At 59.5% G+C, this 17,329-nt stretch carries 16 protein-coding genes and 1 tRNA gene; 16 read left to right on the plus strand and 1 reads right to left on the minus strand.

The genetic code is table 11. The features are described from left to right. Positions 1 to 597 precede the first annotated feature (597 nt). On the minus strand, positions 598 to 1,428 hold the full coding sequence (locus tag AAAX31_RS08610) for a C39 family peptidase (protein ID WP_349076927.1): 831 nt from the start codon (positions 1,426 to 1,428) through the stop codon (positions 598 to 600). A gap of 229 nt (positions 1,429 to 1,657) precedes the next feature. Here AAAX31_RS08610 and AAAX31_RS08615 point away from each other — a divergent pair, with 229 nt between their 5' ends. The 16 genes from AAAX31_RS08615 to AAAX31_RS08690 all read left to right on the plus strand — a co-directional run bounded on the left by AAAX31_RS08615 (position 1,658) and on the right by AAAX31_RS08690 (position 17,328). Continuing rightward, complete coding sequence (locus tag AAAX31_RS08615; RefSeq protein ID WP_349076929.1) at positions 1,658 to 1,885, plus strand: hypothetical protein; 228 nt, start codon at positions 1,658 to 1,660, stop codon at positions 1,883 to 1,885. A 70-nt stretch (positions 1,886 to 1,955) separates the two neighbouring features. Continuing rightward, positions 1,956 to 3,407, plus strand: a complete 1,452-nt coding sequence (locus tag AAAX31_RS08620) for an APC family permease (RefSeq protein WP_117646630.1) — start codon at positions 1,956 to 1,958, stop codon at positions 3,405 to 3,407. Positions 3,408 to 3,538: 131 nt separating this feature from the next. Further along, positions 3,539 to 4,816: an amidohydrolase family protein gene (locus tag AAAX31_RS08625; protein ID WP_117633809.1), complete on the plus strand. Its 1,278-nt coding sequence runs from the start codon at positions 3,539 to 3,541 to the stop codon at positions 4,814 to 4,816. Between the two features lie 117 nt (positions 4,817 to 4,933). Beyond that, positions 4,934 to 6,319, plus strand: a complete 1,386-nt coding sequence (locus AAAX31_RS08630) for a histidine kinase (protein ID WP_349076930.1) — start codon at positions 4,934 to 4,936, stop codon at positions 6,317 to 6,319. 37 nt (positions 6,320 to 6,356) lie between these two features. After that, on the plus strand, positions 6,357 to 7,091 hold the full coding sequence (locus AAAX31_RS08635) for a response regulator (protein WP_349076931.1): 735 nt from the start codon (positions 6,357 to 6,359) through the stop codon (positions 7,089 to 7,091). Between the two features lie 92 nt (positions 7,092 to 7,183). Then, positions 7,184 to 8,128, plus strand: coding sequence for a zinc dependent phospholipase C family protein (locus AAAX31_RS08640; RefSeq protein WP_349076933.1), 945 nt, complete (start codon positions 7,184 to 7,186; stop codon positions 8,126 to 8,128). A 101-nt stretch (positions 8,129 to 8,229) separates the two neighbouring features. Next, a complete protein-coding gene (locus tag AAAX31_RS08645; protein ID WP_349076935.1) occupies positions 8,230 to 9,489 on the plus strand; it encodes an MFS transporter in 1,260 nt (419 codons plus the stop codon). A gap of 171 nt (positions 9,490 to 9,660) precedes the next feature. Beyond that, positions 9,661 to 10,848 carry a glycosyltransferase gene (locus AAAX31_RS08650; RefSeq protein WP_055285281.1) on the plus strand — a complete coding sequence of 396 codons (1,188 nt, stop codon included), beginning with the start codon at positions 9,661 to 9,663 and terminating at the stop codon, positions 10,846 to 10,848. Next, positions 10,845 to 12,188, plus strand: coding sequence for a histidine kinase (locus AAAX31_RS08655; protein WP_349076936.1), 1,344 nt, complete (start codon positions 10,845 to 10,847; stop codon positions 12,186 to 12,188). Before AAAX31_RS08650 ends, AAAX31_RS08655 begins: the two co-directional genes overlap by 4 nt. Before the next feature lie 72 nt (positions 12,189 to 12,260). After that, positions 12,261 to 12,977 (plus strand): response regulator, encoded by a 717-nt coding sequence (locus AAAX31_RS08660; protein ID WP_006235156.1) that lies wholly within the window; start codon positions 12,261 to 12,263, stop codon positions 12,975 to 12,977. A gap of 98 nt (positions 12,978 to 13,075) precedes the next feature. Beyond that, positions 13,076 to 13,543 (plus strand): YfcE family phosphodiesterase, encoded by a 468-nt coding sequence (locus tag AAAX31_RS08665; RefSeq protein ID WP_349076937.1) that lies wholly within the window; start codon positions 13,076 to 13,078, stop codon positions 13,541 to 13,543. Positions 13,544 to 13,950: 407 nt separating this feature from the next. Then, a tRNA-Asp gene (locus AAAX31_RS08670) sits at positions 13,951 to 14,028 on the plus strand. A gap of 359 nt (positions 14,029 to 14,387) precedes the next feature. Next, on the plus strand, positions 14,388 to 14,873 hold the full coding sequence (locus AAAX31_RS08675; RefSeq protein WP_349076939.1) for an Rrf2 family transcriptional regulator: 486 nt from the start codon (positions 14,388 to 14,390) through the stop codon (positions 14,871 to 14,873). Positions 14,874 to 14,894: 21 nt separating this feature from the next. Beyond that, the gene (locus tag AAAX31_RS08680; RefSeq protein ID WP_349076941.1) at positions 14,895 to 15,800 is read left to right on the plus strand and encodes an adenine glycosylase; all 906 of its coding nucleotides are present in this window, start codon (positions 14,895 to 14,897) and stop codon (positions 15,798 to 15,800) included. Between the two features lie 112 nt (positions 15,801 to 15,912). Then, a complete protein-coding gene (gene rbr, locus AAAX31_RS08685) occupies positions 15,913 to 16,452 on the plus strand; it encodes a rubrerythrin (protein WP_117646627.1) in 540 nt (179 codons plus the stop codon). 441 nt (positions 16,453 to 16,893) lie between these two features. Next, complete coding sequence (locus AAAX31_RS08690) at positions 16,894 to 17,328, plus strand: hypothetical protein (protein ID WP_349076943.1); 435 nt, start codon at positions 16,894 to 16,896, stop codon at positions 17,326 to 17,328. The last annotated feature ends 1 nt before the right edge of the window (position 17,329 follow it).

The following is a 17,329-nucleotide window of genomic DNA, read 5'->3' on the forward strand; positions in this document are numbered from 1 at the left end:
TCCCGCAAGGGCCGCACCTGCATCATCGGCGCCCTGGACAAGGCCGCCGAGACCATGGCCGGCCTCTCCGGCACCCGCATCCACGAGTAGTCCCTACTCCGTTGCCTCTCCCGTGGGCGCCAGGCAAAGCGCCCACAAACCAGCCTCTCTTCATGAGCCCCGCAGTCCGCTCCGACTGCGGGGCTTTTGCTATTCACCTAGTCATTGGGGACGTTCTTAAACGACTAGTCAAACAAGAACGTCCTCAACGACTACTCATTTAAGTCTGTCCCCAATGACTGCGGAAATCCGGCACTTGGGGACATTCCTTTCCTGCCGGCAGCTTGGGACAGTCCTTAAAGGCCACTGTCGATCAACTGCGGAAAGTGCATCCCAGGATGAACGTCCAAAACGGGATCTAGTTTCCCTTGAGGTCCTCAACGGGAAAATGCATCCCGGAATTTGGCCGAAAAGCGGGATGTTGTTTCCCAAACGGACCGCTAGCGGAAAGCGCATCTCACCATTGAGTTCCAAAGTGGGATGCGCTTTCCGTACCGGCGGTTCCTGGCAATCTGGGACTACTCATTTAAGTCTGTCCCCAATGAGTGTCCCCAATGACTAGTAGTAGGCCCACATGGCTTCGACTTCGTTGAGGACCTCTACGACGCCCCAGCGGCGGGCGCTGCGGCTGGCCGAGTTGGGGTCGTAGACTCCCACTTGATCGGCATCGTCGATGCCCCAGAGCACGATATAGTGTCCAACACTGGTAAAGGTGCCGGGACGAACCGATGCGATAATGGGCGCACCCGAGCGCAGCGCCTGGGTGATGGAGCTGCGATCGATATGGAGCTCCGTTCCGTTAAGGCCCAGCTGCCATGCGCCGCGCGTCATAAATGACCATTCGGTGGCGCCGGTGGGGGCATAGTTGCCCGCCTCGGAAAGGGCGCACATATCGACCGGCGTCATATCGGTGTGGCCGGTCTTAAAGATATAGACCATGGTGAGGCAAGTGGGACCGCAAGCATTTTCGCGAATAGTGCCACCGGCATAGGGCAGCTCCGACCATGCGGGGTCAATTTGGTAGATGTGGGGCATGGTGCCGGCCTGCCACTGCGAGCGTGGGGTCGAGAACGCAAAGGAGTAACCGGGTGCGACGGGAGCTTTAAGCAGCTTGTCCTCGGCAGTGGGCTCAAGACCGGCTGATCCGTGAGAGATACAGGATCCCAAAAACACAAAGACGAGGCAGGCGGCGATGGAGCAAAACGCAAGGCGTAGGCGGCGGGCCGGAAGCGCGTGACTTGTGGTGTGCGACGCGGGGCGAGGGGCGGAATTGCCGCGATCGCGTTGAGGTCGCGAAAAGGAGCGCTTAACGTAGTAGTCGGTCTTACGGCGATCGCAGCGGCGTGGCTGCGATGTGTCGGTCTGACGTTGGCGTGTGCTCGTACTCACGCGGTCTGACTGTTGCACGGTACGGCTTTGTTGCCGAGAAGAAGCCCCGGGCTGCTCTTGGGGGCGCTGCGGGTTGTCGTTGTCGGAGGTGCTTCTGGGCGTTGGCGTGGTGCGGCCAGCAAGGCGCACGCTTTGTGGCCGTTGGTCGCCGTCATTGTATCCATATGCCATTCGAATCACCTTGCCTCATGTGTAACTTGTCTATCCTACATAAAAAGAGGCGCGACACATGGGTATGTGCGCCAAAAGCCTGACAAATGGTATGAACGTTGCCGCGCCGCGCGCCAAGCGTCACGGCAACAGGTATTCAAAAGCAGACAAGATGAAAGCGTCCAAGACGAATGACGTCTTCCGCCGTTCGTCCCAAAAACGGCGCCGCTCGTTTTGCAGTTCTGCCTTCGGTCGAGCCACAAGCGGCGCTGCTGTGCCAAGGCCGTATCTTAAAGCCACGAAATAAAAGCGCGCGGCAAAACAGACCGCGCAAGGGGTGACGCCAAAGAGGCGTCAATAAGGAAAGGAGGGGAACAATGGCGGACAAGAACGCAGAAGTTGCAGTCGAAGGTAACGGCGGCATGAAGAAAACGCTTTCGCTCTGGAACTTCTTCACCATCGGTTTCGGTGCCATCATCGGTACTGGTTGGGTCCTGCAGGTCGGCGACTGGATGGTCGTGGGCGGCGGTCCCGTTCCCGCTATGATCGCATTCCTCTTGGGTGCAATCTTCCTCGTGCCCGTCGGAGCTGTTTTCGGTGAGCTCACGGCTGCTATCCCCATCTCGGGCGGCATCGTCGAGTATGTCGACCGTAGCTTTGGCCGTACGCTGAGCTACATCACCGGTTGGCTCCTGGCCCTGGGCAACGGCATCCTGTGCCCGTGGGAGGCCATCGCCATTTCGACCCTCGTGTCCGAGATGTTCGGCAGCCTGCCCGGTCTTGAGTGGCTGCGCGCCGTCAAGCTCTACACCATCTTGGGCGCCGACGTTTACTTGTTCCCGACGCTAATCGCGCTCGGCTTTGCAGTCTACGTCATCTTCCTCAACTTCCGCGGTGCCAGCTCGGCCGCCAAGCTCCAGGCCTTCCTGACCAAGGCTCTGCTCTGCGGCATGCTGCTCGCCATGGGTGTCTCGCTGTTCACCGGTTCGCCGGAACACGCCATGCCCGTGTTCTCCCAGGTCACCGGTGCTGGCGGCGGCAAGCCCGCTACCGAGGGCACCAGCCTGTTCGCCGGCATCGTGTCGGTCCTGGTTTTGACCCCGTTCTTCTACGCCGGCTTCGATACCATTCCTCAGCAGGCTGAGGAAGCAGCCGAGGGCCTCAACTGGAACAAGTTCGGCAAGATCATCTCCCTGGCTCTGCTGGCCGCCGGCGGCTTCTACATGGTCTGCATCTACTCGTTCGGCACCATCCTCGACTGGCATGAGTTTGTTAAGAGCCCGGTTCCCGCGCTTGCCTGCCTCAAGGGCATCAACATGCTCCTGTACCTGGCCATGCTCGTCATCGCCACGCTTGGACCCATGGGCCCGATGAACTCCTTCTACGGCGCCACGAGCCGCATCATGCTCGCCATGGGCCGCAAGGGCCAGCTGCCCGAGAAGTTCGCCGAGGTCGATCCCAAGTCCGGCGCTCCCAAGCTCGCCTGCGCCGTTCTGGGCGTCATCACCGTCATCGGTCCGTTCCTGGGCAAGAACATGCTCATCCCTCTGACCAACGTGTCGGCTCTCGCCTTCATCTTCTCCTGCGGCATGGTCGCCCTCGCTTGCCTGCGCATGCGCTTCACCGAGCCCGACCTGCCTCGTCCTTACGAGGTGCCCGGCGGCAAGTTTGGCATCAGCCTCGCTGTCGCTGCCTGCGCCGTCATCATTGGCCTGCTCGTGGTCCCGTTCTCTCCCGCCTCCCTCAACATGGTGGAGTGGAGCATCGTGATCGGCTGGCTGGCCGTTGGCCTGGCCCTCATGGCCTTCACCAATTCCCGCAAAAAATAACGCCCAGCCGGGGCGGATCGGGTGCGCGGACCCCTCTCTTCCGCGCACCGAACCCGGCACCACTTGGGTAGCTTTGTGAGGCCATAACCCAACATGGCCTCGCCCACTATATGGATCCATAAGGAGGAACCATGTCCACTAAGTATGCAATCGTTGGCGGCAAGCTCATCGACGGTACCGGTGCCGAGCCGGTCGAGAACTCCCTCGTTCTCGTCGACGACAACGGCAAGATCGAGTACGCCGGCGCCATGCAGGACCTTCCCGAGGGCGTTGAGGTCATCGACGCCGCCGGCAAGACCGTCCTTCCCGGCCTGATCGACACCCACCTGCACTTCTCGGGCAACCTGACCGACGATGACACCGATTGGGTCATGCAGCCGCTTCTCGAGAAGCAGGCCGTCGCCGTCAAGCAGGCCTACGACTGCCTCACCCACGGCCTCACCACCGTCTGCGAGATCGGCCGCTTTGGTATCCAGATCCGTGACTGCATCGACAAGGGCGTCTTCAAGGGCCCGCGCGTTCTGGCCACCGGCCTTGGCTTCTGCCGCGTTGCCGGCCACGGCGACTCCCACCACTGCAGCCAGGAGCTCAACAAGGAATCGCACCCCTGGGGCGATCAGGTCGACGGTCCTTGGGATCTGCGCAAGGCCGTCCGTCGTCGCCTGCGTGAGAACCCCGATGCCATCAAGATCTGGGCTACCGGTGGCGGCATCTGGCGTTGGGATTCCGGTCGCGACCAGCACTATTGCTCCGAGGAGATCCAGGCTGTGGTCGAAGAGGCCAAGATGGTCGGCATCCCCGTGTGGAGCCACTGCTACAACAACCACGCCGCTGCCTACGATTCCGTTCGCTTTGGCTGCGAGCAGCTGATTCACGGCTTCGATATCGATGAGCGAACCATGGACCTCATGGCCGAGCAGGGCACCTTCTTCACCCCGACGATCGCCTTCCTGCCCACCTGGTACGCCACCTATCCGCCCGTCTACGTCCCCGAGCTGCACGACAAGTACGAGGGCACCCTGGTCGAGAAGGAGCTGCAGCGCAACTACGACTGCCTGCGCGAGGCCAAGAAGCGCGGCGTCGTCATGACGATCGGCTCCGACTCCTTCTCCTTCGTCACCCCGTACGGCACCTGCTCCATCGAGGAGATGTACGAGTTCGTCGACAAGATCGGCTTCACTCCGGTCGAGACCATCACCTGCGCCACCCTCAACGGTGCCAAGATGTGCCACATCGAGGACGAGACCGGTTCCATCGAGGCCGGCAAGTGCGCCGACCTGCTGGTTGTCAACGGTGACGTCGCCGCCGACATCCACGTGCTCAACACCGACAACATGGACGTCATCATGAAGGATGGCTGGATCGTCGAGGCTGGCACTTTTGGTGAGGCTAACAAATACAGCGCCTAAGATACCGTTTGTCGATGGCTTGATGTAAAACACAGTTTTTGATTGCATAATGCAATGGAGAGGGTCGCTTGCGGCCCTCTTTATTGCTATGGGTGCTAAGGACAAGAGGGGATGACGGTGGATTTAAACAGGCTGATTCCGGGCAAGAGCTACAACTCTACCAAGGTCTTTCGTACGGCCCAGCATGTGGTTCAGGCCATCCTGCTCGGTATTGTCGTTCCGGCGCTTATCCTGCTGCTTATCTGGGATTTAACCGATAATCCCAATCCCGTTCCGGGCGTTGTCGTTATTGCCGGCCTGGTCATGCTGTGCTTCTTTTTCTCGTATGTCTTTGTGGTCCCCGACGACCTCACATCGAGCGCTACCGACCGCACACTCGCCATCGCATCGAAAATATTCGCCTATACGTCGCGAGGCCTTACGCCCGAAGCGGCCCTGGGCGCCTCTAAAACTATCCTGTCCGAGACCATCGCCTCTGCCATCTGCTTTACCGATGGCAAACAGGTGTTGGCAAGCTGGGGCGAGGACTCGGCAAAGTGCCCTGCCGGCACCCCGGTTGTGCTCAAGACCACGCTCAACGTGATCGAGTCCGGCGAGCAGAGTGTATTTTCGCGCGACGCCTCCAATGAGACGGGCGGCTATTTTCCCCGCCTGCGCGCCGGCATTGTCGCGCCGCTTACCGTGCGCGGGCATTGCGTGGGTACGCTCGAGCTGTACTATCCCCGCCTGAGCAGCATCGATATGCGCCAGACGGCGTTGGCCTCGGGTTTTGCCGACCTCATCTCCACGCAGCTCGCCAGCTTTGAGCTCGAGCGCCAGGACGAGCTCACAGCCCGCGTGGAGCTTCGGGCCCTGCAGTCGCAGGTCGACCCGCATTTTCTGTTCAACACCATTAGCACGATCGTGTCGCTCGTTCGAACCGAGCCCGACAAGGCGCGATCGCTGCTCATCGATTTTTCCAATTACTATCGTCAGACGCTTTCTGATTCCGATACGCTCACCACGCTCGAGCACGAGGTGGAACAGGGCACTCGCTATATCAATCTAATGCAGGCTCGTTATGGCGACGGCCGTCTGCGCGTTTCGGTCGACATCGACTTTGAGGTGCGCGACAGCCTGGTGCCGCCGTTTATCTTGCAGCCGTTGCTCGAAAACTGCATCAAGCACGCGCAGCGCGAGACCGAGCCGCTTTCTATTCGTGTTAGGGCTTTTGAGACCGATGACGGCTTGGAGATCATCGTCGAAGATGACGGCATCGGTATGAGCGAAGAAGTCTGCGCGCATCTGTTTGAGCAGCATCGCCGAGAGGAGCCCGAGAGCATTACCGCCGACGGATCCATCAAGCGAGGTTGCGGCCTGGCGCTCTTCAACGTGCTTCAGCGCATCCATTTCTTTTACGGAGAAGATTCCGGCATGCGCGTGAAGTCCCAGGAAGGCGTGGGAACACAGGTCATCGTTGAATTGAACGGCGAGCCGCATGAACCGGCGCCGTTGACGGTGTAGCACGCGGTTGGATTGAGAAAAAAGAGGGGAAGCGCATATGTCCGAAGGCTGGAACATCTTGGTAGTTGACGACGAGCCTCCTATTAGGGCTGAGCTACGCTATCTGTTGGAAAAAGATGCGCGTGTGGGCCAGATTGCCGAGGCGGGCAATGTCACCGAAGCCGTGGAGTCGATTCTGTCGAACAAGCCCGACGTGTTGTTTTTAGACATCACGATGCCCGGCCGCTCGGGAATTGAGCTTGCCGAGACGCTGCAGAACCTAAAGACGCCGCCGGTCGTGGTGTTTGTGACGGCATTTGCCGAGTATGCGGCCGATGCCTATAACCTCGATGCTGTCGATTACATCGTCAAACCGGTTGAGGATGCCCGCTTGTCAAAGGCACTCGACAAGATCGAGGCTGCCCTGGGCGCTCGCCGTGTCGCCCATGCTCCGCGCCAGCCTTTGCGCCTGACGGTGGACCGCGGGGGCAAAAAGGTGTTCATTCCCGCCGCAGACGTCTGCTACTTTGAGGCGCGCGCCGATTTTTGCAACGCCATCTGCGCCGAGGGAACGTACCTGATCAATGAGTCGATCTCTTCGCTCGAGCGTCGCTTGAGCTCCGAGGGCTTTATTCGCGTTCATCGCAGCTATCTGGTCAATTTGGAAGACGTGCACAATGTTGAGATTGGCTCTACGGGGTTGATGGAGCTCAGGCTCGACCGCGTGAGCTCGACGGTACCGGTGTCCCGTCGTCGTGCCGCCGAGGTCAAGTCGCACCTGGGGCTTGCGTAAGAGGCTTGCGTGCCGTCGTTTACCATCGCAGGTTTGGCATGGGCGCGCGGTGGGCATAATGGGTGGCATCGAATGAAATGGAAAGGATCATTATGCCCGCGCTTATCACCCATCATCTGTTTGGCGAGGAAAGCATCGACCGTCTTCCGCAGGGCGTCATCACGTCCGATGAAGAGCGCATTGCCTTTATCTTGGGCAACCAAGGTCCCGACCCGTTTTTCTTTCACATTCTGACACCGCGTGTTTCCGACTGTACGCTGCTGGCGCAGGTCATGCATCGCTCGCGCATGTCTCGCCAGTTCGCGTGCCTACGCGACGGCGTGTCGCATCTGCTGCCGCGCGACGCCAGCTTGGGTCGCGCCTTTGCGCTGGGTCTGCTGTCTCATTACGTGCTCGACCGCAACGCCCACCCCTTTGTCTATGAGCAGCAGTTTGGCATCGTGGAGTCCGATTCAGAGCTTGAGGATTCGAGCAGTCAGGTCCATGCCGTGATCGAGAGCGACCTGGATGTACTGATGCTGCAGCTTAAGCGCGATGGCGCTACGGTCGACGATTACCCGCCGGCGGGCGAGATCGTCACCACCGATCGCATCAGTCGCGTGGCCGGCGTGCTGATGAGCTATGTTGCCGGACGCGTGTACGGCATTGACATTCCGGCGGGGGAGTACGGTGCTGCCGTTGCCAATATGCAGCGACTTTACCGTGCGATTGAGCCGGCCGGCTCCGTAAAGACGCGCGCGATCTCGCTGGTTGAGGGGTTGGTGCACGACTACTCGCTGCTCGACGGCCTTGCCCATCGCGTGACGACGGAGCTGCCCGAGCGCACCGGTAACCTGGGCCATCTGACATGGAAGAATCCCTTTACCGATGAGGTCTCGAACGAGAGCTTCCCCGAGGTCTTTGATCGCGCGCTGGTCGATTACGGGTGCACGGTCGCGCGTTTTATCGAGACCGGTGACATGGAGGCCGTGACCAGTCACGTCAACTACAGCGGTCGCGTGCTCGGCACCGACGAGGAGTTCGACCGCGAGGAGTAGGGTCCGCTCCTGTCTCTTTGCCGAATCCTTACCGGTGCCTCTGTGCAATTGGGGTACGATGAACTAACTGCATATCGGGCGAATACGAAGGGTCCCTGTCCATGAAATACACCAAGCTCGAGCGTAACTGGGTCATGTACGATGTGGGAAACTCGGCCCTCGTGCTGCTCAATACCTCGGTGGTGCCCATCTACTTTAACGCCATCAATACCGGTGCTTCCTCGGCAGACCTGGTGGTCGCTTGGGGCAACGCGCAGACGATTGCCTCGCTGGTCATTGCCATGCTCATGCCCATTCTGGGCGCGCTTGCCGATTACGCCGGCAACAAGATCAAGTTCTTCTTGGGCTTCTTCCTCACGGGCCTGGTTCTTTGCCTGGCGCAGGCTATCCCAATGTCCGCCATGGCATTTTTGACCGTGTACGTGCTGTGCACCATCGGCCTTAACTCTTCTATGACGTTCTACGACGCCATGCTGCCCGACATTACCACCGACGAGCGCATGGACGCCGTGTCCAGCTCGGGCTATGCCTGGGGCTACATCGGTTCCACCGTGCCGTTCATCATCTGCCTGGCGCTTATCATGGGTGGTTCCGCTCTTGGTATCCCCACCATGCTGGCAACGCGTCTGTCGTTTGTCATCACTGGCGCCTGGTGGCTCATCTTTACCCTGCCGCTCATTCGCACCTATAAGCAGAAGTACGGTCGCGAGCGTGGTCCCGAGGACACCATCGGCCACATCGTGGGCGGTGTGTTCTCCGAGGTCGGACACACCATGCGCGAGATCGCTCACAACAAGACCGTGCTGGTCTACATGATCGCGTTCTTCTTCTATATCGACGGTGTGCACACGGTCATTTCCATGGCCACCAGTTACGGATCGGCCTTGGGCATCGATTCGACGCAGCTGGTGCTGGCGCTGCTCGTCACGCAGTTCGTGGCCTTTCCGTCCGCCATCATCTACGGCAAGCTCGCCGGACGCGTGGGCACGCTCAACATGATCCTGGTGGCGGTCGCCGCCTACATGGGGATTGTGCTGTTCGCCGCGTTCTTCCTAAAGACCGCCTTTGAATTCTGGGTGCTTGCCATTATGGTCGGCCTGTTCCAGGGCGGTGTGCAGGCGCTCAGCCGTAGCTACTTTGGCCGCATTATCCCCAAGGAAAAGTCCAACGAGTACTACGGCTTCTTTGACATCTTTGGTCGTTATGCAAGCGTTATGGGCACCTTCTTGGTGTCGGTCGTCACCTCGCTGACCGGCAACCCGTCGCTGGGCGTCCTTTCCATTGGCGTGCTGCTGGTCGTTGGCTTTATGCTGCTGGTCCGCCTGTCCCGCATGACTCGGGCGGCAGAGCATGCCGCATAGGAGCGAGCGGCTATTGTGCCTGTCCGCGATACTCTTTTGGGGTTATCCGCAATAAACATTGCGACTTGCGAGCAATGATTTGTCCAAGTGGGTATGATGGAATCAGCTAGGTCGCGGGGCGTCGCCTGTGTTTGGCGGCGTCCCGTTTTTGTGTTGCAGGGAGGGTAAGGCATGAACGCCACGGTCGTGATTCCAACGTATTGGGCGGGCGATGACGCTTGCGCAAACGCCCCTGGCACCTATGACCATTCGACGCGTCTCAACGCCGACAATCCCGAACTCGACCGCTGCCTGGCCTCGCTTGAGCAGGTACGTGACATCCCGCGCATCATCCTTTTGGTGGTCTGTCCCGTTTCTGCCACAGCCGATGTGTCGCTGCGCGTGCACGAGATTGTCGACGCGCATCCCACGCTCAAGGTCACCGTTGTTACCAACACCCAGGCCTCGCGCATCGCAGACCGGGTTGCTCAGATCGCGCCCAAGGGTTCGGGCGAGTGCGTGAGCCTGCGAGGTTACGGCGCCATCCGCAACATGGGGCTAGCCTGTGCCGCTGTGCTGGGGCATGACGCGGTTATCTTTTTGGATGACGATGAGACTGTCATCGACGCCGACTTTATGAAGCGCGCGACCTATGCGTTGGGGCAGCAGACGCGTCAGGGCTTGCCGATCTTGGTCAAGAGCGGCTATTTCTACGATCGCGACGGCTCGCCGCTGGCTCCCACGGACAAGGCGGGCATCTGCCATCGTTGGTGGACCAAGCGCATCGAGTTCAACCGTTGGATGAAAAAGGCGCTCTCGGGCACCCGCATCTCGCGCTCCAACTACGTGTGCGGTGGCCTGATGGCCCTGCACGCCCGCGCCTTTACGCGTGTGGCCTTTGACCCGTTTATCACCCGCGGCGAGGACTTGGATTACCTCTTTAACATGCGCATGTTTGGCTACGACGTGTGGTTCGATAACGAGTGGACCGTGCGCCATCTGCCTCCGGAGTCCGAAAAGCGCTCACCGCGCTTTATGCAGGATGTATACCGTTGGTACTACGAACGGGCCAAGTTGACATTCGCCGCGCATCAAAAGGAGCTCATTCCCGTTACGGCGGCATCGCTCATGCCCTACCCGGGCCCGTGGATTTCGCGCGAGCTCGACGACCGCGTGCGCAAGACCGCTATGGTCCGCAGCGTGTTTACCCGCGAGCATGAGGGCTACCTGCGCATCTGGCGCCATGGTATCGACGAGGCAAAGGCCTATGCGCGCCAAAACGCTGCAAGCTATCTGCGTTTCCAGAGCTTTTGGCCCAAGATCATGGACGGGCTTTGGCGTGACGCACAACTGATCAGTATCCTGGAGGGGGCCGAATGATCGACCGCCGCGCCCAGCGCGATAGTTCATTATCAATCTTTCGCATCATTGCCGTTGCCTGCGCCATTTGCGTGCTGATGTACTTTATTTTTGCCCTGGTGACCGGTATCGAGCCGATTGCCACGGTGATTGCCTGCGCGCTGCTGTGCATCTTTCTGTGCATCTTTATCTTTTTGACGCTCAATCCCGATTCGGTGCGCTCCCAGTACACCGAGGAGACGCTCTCGGTGGCCTCGGCCATGCTCGAGGACATTAAGGGCGGTCTGACGCAGGAGTCGGCGCGTTTGGTGTGTCAGCGCATTTTGCCCGAGACGCGCGCCATGACGGTGGCCATCACCGACGAGGACAACGTGCTTGCCTGCGCGGGCGAGTTTGAGGAAAAACTACTGCCAGATTCTCCCATCCACACGCTTGCCACACGCTACGTTATCGAACATGGCATCGTGCAGTCGTTCAACCGTATGGTGGATGTCGTGGGCTCGGACGGCTCGCACAACCAAGTTCCCGCCGGCATTATCGCCCCCATCAAGGTGGGCGATCGTACCGTCGGCACGCTCAAGTTCTACTACAAGACCCCGCGCGCCGTCGACCGTACCCAGTATGCGCTTGCCTCGGGCTTTGCCGAGATCTTGTCCACGCAGCTCGCCATCCACGAGCTCGAGGTGCAAAAGGAACTCACGGCGCGCGCCGAGGTGCGTGCGCTGCAGGCGCAGATTAACCCGCACTTCCTGTTCAACACGCTGAACACCATTGCATCGTTTACGCGCACCGACCCGCTGCGGGCCCGCGAACTGCTTCGTGAGTTCTCATCGTTCTATCGTGCTACACTCGACAACTCGGGATCGCTTATTCCGGTCTCGCGCGAGGTCGCACAGACCAAGCGCTACCTTACCTTTGAGAAGGCCCGCTTTGGCGAGGACCGCGTGCTTGCGACGTTCGATGTGTCCGAGGACGTGGAAGATACGCTGGTGCCGGCGTTCGTGATCCAGCCGATTGTCGAGAACGCCGTACGTCATGGTATGGGCGATGACGACGCCCTGAGGATCGACGTGACCGTTCACCAAGACGGCGAGGATGCAATCTTGATTGCCGTGGCCGATAATGGCGTGGGCATGGATGAGGGTACCGCCGCCAGACTGTTTGACGAGCGCTCTGCCCGTCCCGACGCCAGCTCTCCCCAGGGTGGCGGCGCCGGTGTGGCCATGCACAATATTTCGGAGCGCATCCATCGCTTTTATGGGCCGCACTCCTATACGCGTGTCGAATCGGCGCCGGGCAAGGGCACCAAAGTGCTCCTGCACCTTGATTTGTCAGAGAGCATCTTTGACATTCAAGAGTAAAATAAAAGGCTACGGGCTCAACGTCATGCGACGGATGCCCGGCGTAGTTAGTTGACGAAAGGTTTTATCCCTATGCTGCGTGCGATGATTGTGGATGATGAGGCGCCGGCTCGCTCGGAGCTTCGCTTCCTGCTCGAGCAAACGGGCAAGATCGGCACGATCACGGAGGCGTCGAGCGTCCGCTCCGCCATCGAGATGCTTATGGAAAGTCGCGTGGATGTCGTGTTTCTCGATATCTCGATGCCCGGTGCCTCGGGCCTGCAACTTGCCGAGGCGCTGCATAAGCTCAAAAATCCGCCGGCGATCGTGTTTGTGACTGCGTATAGCGACCATGCGGTCGAGGCATTCGACGTGGATGCCGTCGATTATCTGATGAAGCCGGTCGAGGAAGCTCGCTTGGATCGCGCGATCGAGAAGGTCATGCAACGCGCCAAGCCGGTTACGGACAGCAAGGTGACCATCGAGCGTATCCCGGTGGAAAAGGGCGGCCGCAAGGTGCTCATTCCCGTGGACGACATTCGCTTTATCATGGCCAAGGACGATTACTCCTGCATCTATACCGTCGATGATCGCTTTTTGTCGACGACCTCGCTGGCGCAGTTTGAGGCCAAGCTCTGCGATTTTGGCTTCTTCCGTGTTCACCGCCGCTATATCGTCAACTTGGCGTGCGTCACGGACGTTGAGACGGTGCCCTCGGGCGCCATCCAGCTGGGCATTACGGGCGTCGACGAACGCGTGCCGGTTTCGCGCCGCCGCGTCGTGCCGCTCAAGAAGGCCCTGAGCCTCTAGCACACTGGCCCCGCAGCCCTGTAGACCCATCGTCTGCGGAGCCGTGGGGCCTTTTTTGTATGTATCTGCCGAATCGTTTTTTTTGCGGAAGGGATCCCATGAACAGTGCAAGCGCCAAGCGTATCGACATCATCTCGGACACCCACGGCTATTTATCGCCTGCGCTCTTGGATGAGCTTGAGGGCGCAGACCTGATCATCCACGCCGGCGACCTCACGTCAGAGATGGACTACGAGCACCTGTGCACCATCGCCCCTGTGCGGGCCGTATTGGGCAACAACGATTACTACCGCGACTACGGCCCCGATGTAGACCGTCTTGCGCTCTTTACCTACGAAGGCCTCAAATTCGCCGTAGCCCACTACCGCGAAGACCTTCCGGTGGGATCCGTAGACGTAGCCATCAACGGCCACACCCACGTAACCAAAGAAGCCCAGGTGGGCCGCTGCCTAGTCCTCAACCCGGGCAGCGCCAGCTACCCCAGAGGCACCCGAGGCCCCACCATGGCCAGAATGCTCGTCAAAGACGGCAAGATCCTAAGCATCAAATTTATTGATCTAGAGTAACCACAACAAAAGCGGGGGATGCAGATGCGTCTCCCGTTTCCATTTGAGCCAAAGGCAGAGTCCCAACAAGAATCTAAGACAACCCCGCCACGGAGAACGGGGCCGCCGAGCCGCGAAGCGGCGAGCAACAAGAACTGGTTGAAGAAAGTGACGGCAGGGAGGGTCTCCGGGGCTGGGGGCGGGGGTTAAGTTTGTCGCGAGTTCCGCACGCAAAGGAAAGCACTTAATGTGCTTTCCGTCTTGCGCAGGACTGTAGAGCAGCAAACTTAACCCCCGCCCCCAGCCCCGGAGACCCTCCCGGAGGGACCGAAAAATTTTTTCAAAAAAGTTGTTGCGCGCCGGACAGACTTCTGTGTATACTAATCCCCGCAGCGCACGCGAGCGGAAACAAACGCGAACGTCTGCCTGGGGAGTTAGCTCAGTTTGGTTAGAGCGCCGGCCTGTCACGTCGGAGGTCGCGGGTTCGAGCCCCGTACTTCCCGCCAACGCAATTAAAGCCACGTCTTCGGACGTGGCTTTTTGCGTTTGATGCACTTTGTTTCGATAGAACGATCGCCCTGGCGCATCTTCGCCCAGAATCCCCGCGCCTTCGGGAACGCAAGTAAAATCTAATAAGTATATTTGTCTGAACAACAGCTTTGTTGCGCAACACCTGTTCAACGAGACAGGGGGTTAGGCTATACTAAATTGCACTGTAGGCCGCATCTGATGCATTTCGCTCCGAGCGCGGCGTTCAGTGGATATCCGATTTACCATTTGGATGTCCTAGCGGTCATTTAGCGTCTCGACACAAGCTCGGCCCCGGAGCTCGTTCGAGCTGTTCGTATTCCTTGAAAGGGGAAAAATGGACATATCGAGGAAGACTGATTACGCCCTTCGTATGTTGGCGATGCTTGCCGAGGATCCGGAGCGTTTGCTTTCTGTTCGCACCGCTGCCGAAGAGGTCAATGTTCCGTATTCGTTTGCCCGTTCGATTCAGCACGGTTTGGTCCAGGCCGGTATTGTGGAGAGCCTGCGTGGCGTCCACGGTGGCATGCGTCTCAAGGTCAGTCCGGACGACGTCACCGTTCGTCAGGTCGTCGAGGCCGTTCAGGGCCCTATGGTTATGAATGATTGCACCGCACCCGATGGCGACTGTGCACGCATGGGCACGTGCTGCTATCATCCCCTGTGGGCCGGAGCTCAAGCGTTGATGCGCGACTACCTCGATTCCGTTTCGCTCGGCGACATCGTCGCTCACCGCCAGTTCCTGGCCGTCGATTCCAAATTCGCCGACCGCGACGCGTTTCCCGAGTACGCCACCTGCGCGTTCGCTTGCCGGGAGGAATAGCGCCGCATAAGGAGCATAGATATGATTCAGGACCCCTTTCGTTCGATGATTCGTTCGGAAGGGGTCCTGCGTTATCGCGACCTTCCGTGGCGCCGCACGCGCGATCCGTACATCATTTGGCTTTCCGAGGTCATGTTGCAGCAAACACAGGTGCCACGCGTGGAGACGCGTATGCCGGCGTGGCTCGATCGCTTTCCGACCGTGCAGGCGCTTTCCCAAGCCGCGCCTTCCGATGTTTTGGACGCTTGGCAGGGCATGGGCTACAACCGACGCGCTCTGGCGCTCCACAAGGCCGCTCAGCGCGTTGTGGAGGACTGGGACGGTGAGTTTCCGCGTGAGACGCGTGACTTGGTCGCTCTGCCTGGTATTGGCCCGGCAACGGCGCAAGGTATCCGGTCGTTTGCGTTTGACCTTCCAGGCGTGTATCTGGAGACCAACGTGCGCACGGTCTTTCTGCATCACTTCTTTCCCGATGTACCGGCTGTTCCCGACCGCGAGCTGGTGCCGCTGATTCAGGCGGCCTGTCCGGCGGCCCCCGGTGCGGCGACCGACGAGATCGCTCCCTTTGCCGTGCCGCTCGATGATGCCGACACGCCGCGCGCGTGGTATTACGCGTTGCTGGATTACGGCGCATATCTAAAAAAGACGTTGCCCAATCCGTCCAGGCGCTCGGCGGGCTATAGCCGTCAATCAAAGTTTGAGGGCTCACGTCGCCAAAAGCGCGCGCATATCGTGCGCATGTTGCTGGCAGCGCGCGATGGCCAACCGGCGGGGATTACGCTTGCTGATGCCGTGGTGGGCGTTAACGATATGGAAGCGGCGGCTGGGCGCGGGCCGGTCGAGCGCGAGCTTGTCGCGGGCATTCTGGCCGACCTGGAGCGTGAGGGCTTTTGCCGAGCCGAGGGCGATCGCTGGCTGAGCATTTAGCCCGTGGAAATCTGAAGAACAGGATTGTAAGGTTTAGATTTTCGGCAGGGGGTACCATAAAATAAGGCCGCTCAAAGCCTATGGGCGGCATGTATTGAAGGGAAGTACACCTATGGATTTTGAGAGCTCCCAAACCAAGAAGAACCTTGAGACCGCTTTTGCCGGTGAGTCCCAGGCGCACACCAAGTATCGCTACTATGCATCCAAGGCTAAAAAGGACGGTTACGTTCAGATCTCGAATATCTTTGCCGAGACGGCGGGTAACGAGTCCGAGCACGCCAAACTGTGGTTTAAATATCTGCACGACGGCGCCGTTCCGGGCACTCTGGACAACCTGCGCGACGCCGCCGCGGGCGAGAACTACGAGTGGACCACGATGTATGACGAGTTTGCCAAGACCGCCGAGGAGGAGGGTTTTGCCGAGATCGCCGAGAAGTTCCGTGGCGTCGCCGCCGTCGAGAAGGCCCACGAGGAGCGCTACAACAAGCTCGTCGAGCGCATTGAGTCGGGCGAGGTGTTTGAGCGCGAGGGCGTAAAGGTGTGGAAGTGCCTGAACTGCGGACATCTGCACGTTGGTGCCGAGGCACCTGAGGTGTGCCCGGTGTGTAACCACCCCAAGGCGTACTTTGAGGAGCAGGTGGTGAACTACTAGCGCTTGGCGCTGGCTGCTGCGGAGCGCAGGGCGGGGAAATACCTTTCCCTCTCGCTCACGGCTTCGCAGAGTCGCGCGAGGCAAAGGTATTTCCCCGCCTTGCGCTCCGGCGTTGGGTCGTCGCGTGCTCGATACAGAAAAGCTGATAAAAAAGGTTGTGTGCCGCCCCTTTTTGGGGCGGCACGTTTTTGTGGGGTCCCGGTCTCCACAATTTTCGTCAAGCTATTGGTTAGATTTTGGTCAGTTGGCGTAAGGGTGGAAGGCCAAAAGATTGTTGGCGAAAAAAGCTCAGAGAAAGTGCTGGTAGGGGAGTTGTTGAGCTTTTCGACAGCTTTTGAGCAAAAGAAACTTTGTGGCTATTGCCGGCGATTGCGTTGTCGCGGTCATGGCGGTGCGGGATGCTGGTCGTAAGCGTCGAATGCTCCGATTTTGGAGGCCAGCATGGATCTGTTTCTTGAGACTCCGCAGCAACAAGCTGAGCGCATGCTGCGTCAGCAGCAACGACTCATGGAGATGCAAATGCAAGGGGTTGCCAACCAGGCGCCCGTGCAAAACGTCGTGCCCGCTGCTGTACCTGCAGCTGTGCCCGGGTGTGAATCGGCGCCAGAGGCCTATTCCGTACAGCAAGATTCATATGCGCAGGAGCTCGCGTTCGACAAGCATCGTGCGCGTCGCCGTCGCTGGGCCCAGCGCCTGCGTACGTTGGCGATGATCGTGCTCATCCCGTTGGGGCTTGCGGCCATCTTTCTGGCGTCGTATGCCCTCACGTGCATCCTCAACGGTGCATCGCCCAACGAGGTGCTCCAACATCTAACGGCCCTGGGCCAGCGCCTAGATGACGTCATAACAACCATCCGCGCCGGCTGGGAGAGCTAGC

This window comes from Collinsella sp. CLA-ER-H5 (assembly GCF_040092375.1).
Classification (GTDB): Bacteria; Actinomycetota; Coriobacteriia; order Coriobacteriales; family Coriobacteriaceae; genus Collinsella.

What these genes read in the sequence shown, in the direction of transcription:
- AAAX31_RS08615 (WP_349076929.1), top strand. Translation starts at nt 1,658, where the DNA reads ATGGGTATGTGCGCCAAAAGCCTGACAAATGGTATGAACGTTGCCGCG.
- AAAX31_RS08620 (WP_117646630.1), top strand. Translation starts at nt 1,956, where the DNA reads ATGGCGGACAAGAACGCAGAAGTTGCAGTCGAAGGTAACGGCGGCATG.
- AAAX31_RS08625 (WP_117633809.1), top strand. Translation starts at nt 3,539, where the DNA reads ATGTCCACTAAGTATGCAATCGTTGGCGGCAAGCTCATCGACGGTACC.
- AAAX31_RS08635 (WP_349076931.1), top strand. Translation starts at nt 6,357, where the DNA reads ATGTCCGAAGGCTGGAACATCTTGGTAGTTGACGACGAGCCTCCTATT.
- AAAX31_RS08640 (WP_349076933.1), top strand. Translation starts at nt 7,184, where the DNA reads ATGCCCGCGCTTATCACCCATCATCTGTTTGGCGAGGAAAGCATCGAC.
- AAAX31_RS08645 (WP_349076935.1), top strand. Translation starts at nt 8,230, where the DNA reads ATGAAATACACCAAGCTCGAGCGTAACTGGGTCATGTACGATGTGGGA.
- AAAX31_RS08650 (WP_055285281.1), top strand. Translation starts at nt 9,661, where the DNA reads ATGAACGCCACGGTCGTGATTCCAACGTATTGGGCGGGCGATGACGCT.
- AAAX31_RS08655 (WP_349076936.1), top strand. Translation starts at nt 10,845, where the DNA reads ATGATCGACCGCCGCGCCCAGCGCGATAGTTCATTATCAATCTTTCGC.
- AAAX31_RS08660 (WP_006235156.1), top strand. Translation starts at nt 12,261, where the DNA reads ATGCTGCGTGCGATGATTGTGGATGATGAGGCGCCGGCTCGCTCGGAG.
- AAAX31_RS08665 (WP_349076937.1), top strand. Translation starts at nt 13,076, where the DNA reads ATGAACAGTGCAAGCGCCAAGCGTATCGACATCATCTCGGACACCCAC.
- AAAX31_RS08675 (WP_349076939.1), top strand. Translation starts at nt 14,388, where the DNA reads ATGGACATATCGAGGAAGACTGATTACGCCCTTCGTATGTTGGCGATG.
- AAAX31_RS08680 (WP_349076941.1), top strand. Translation starts at nt 14,895, where the DNA reads ATGATTCAGGACCCCTTTCGTTCGATGATTCGTTCGGAAGGGGTCCTG.
- rbr (WP_117646627.1), top strand. Translation starts at nt 15,913, where the DNA reads ATGGATTTTGAGAGCTCCCAAACCAAGAAGAACCTTGAGACCGCTTTT.
- AAAX31_RS08690 (WP_349076943.1), top strand. Translation starts at nt 16,894, where the DNA reads ATGGATCTGTTTCTTGAGACTCCGCAGCAACAAGCTGAGCGCATGCTG.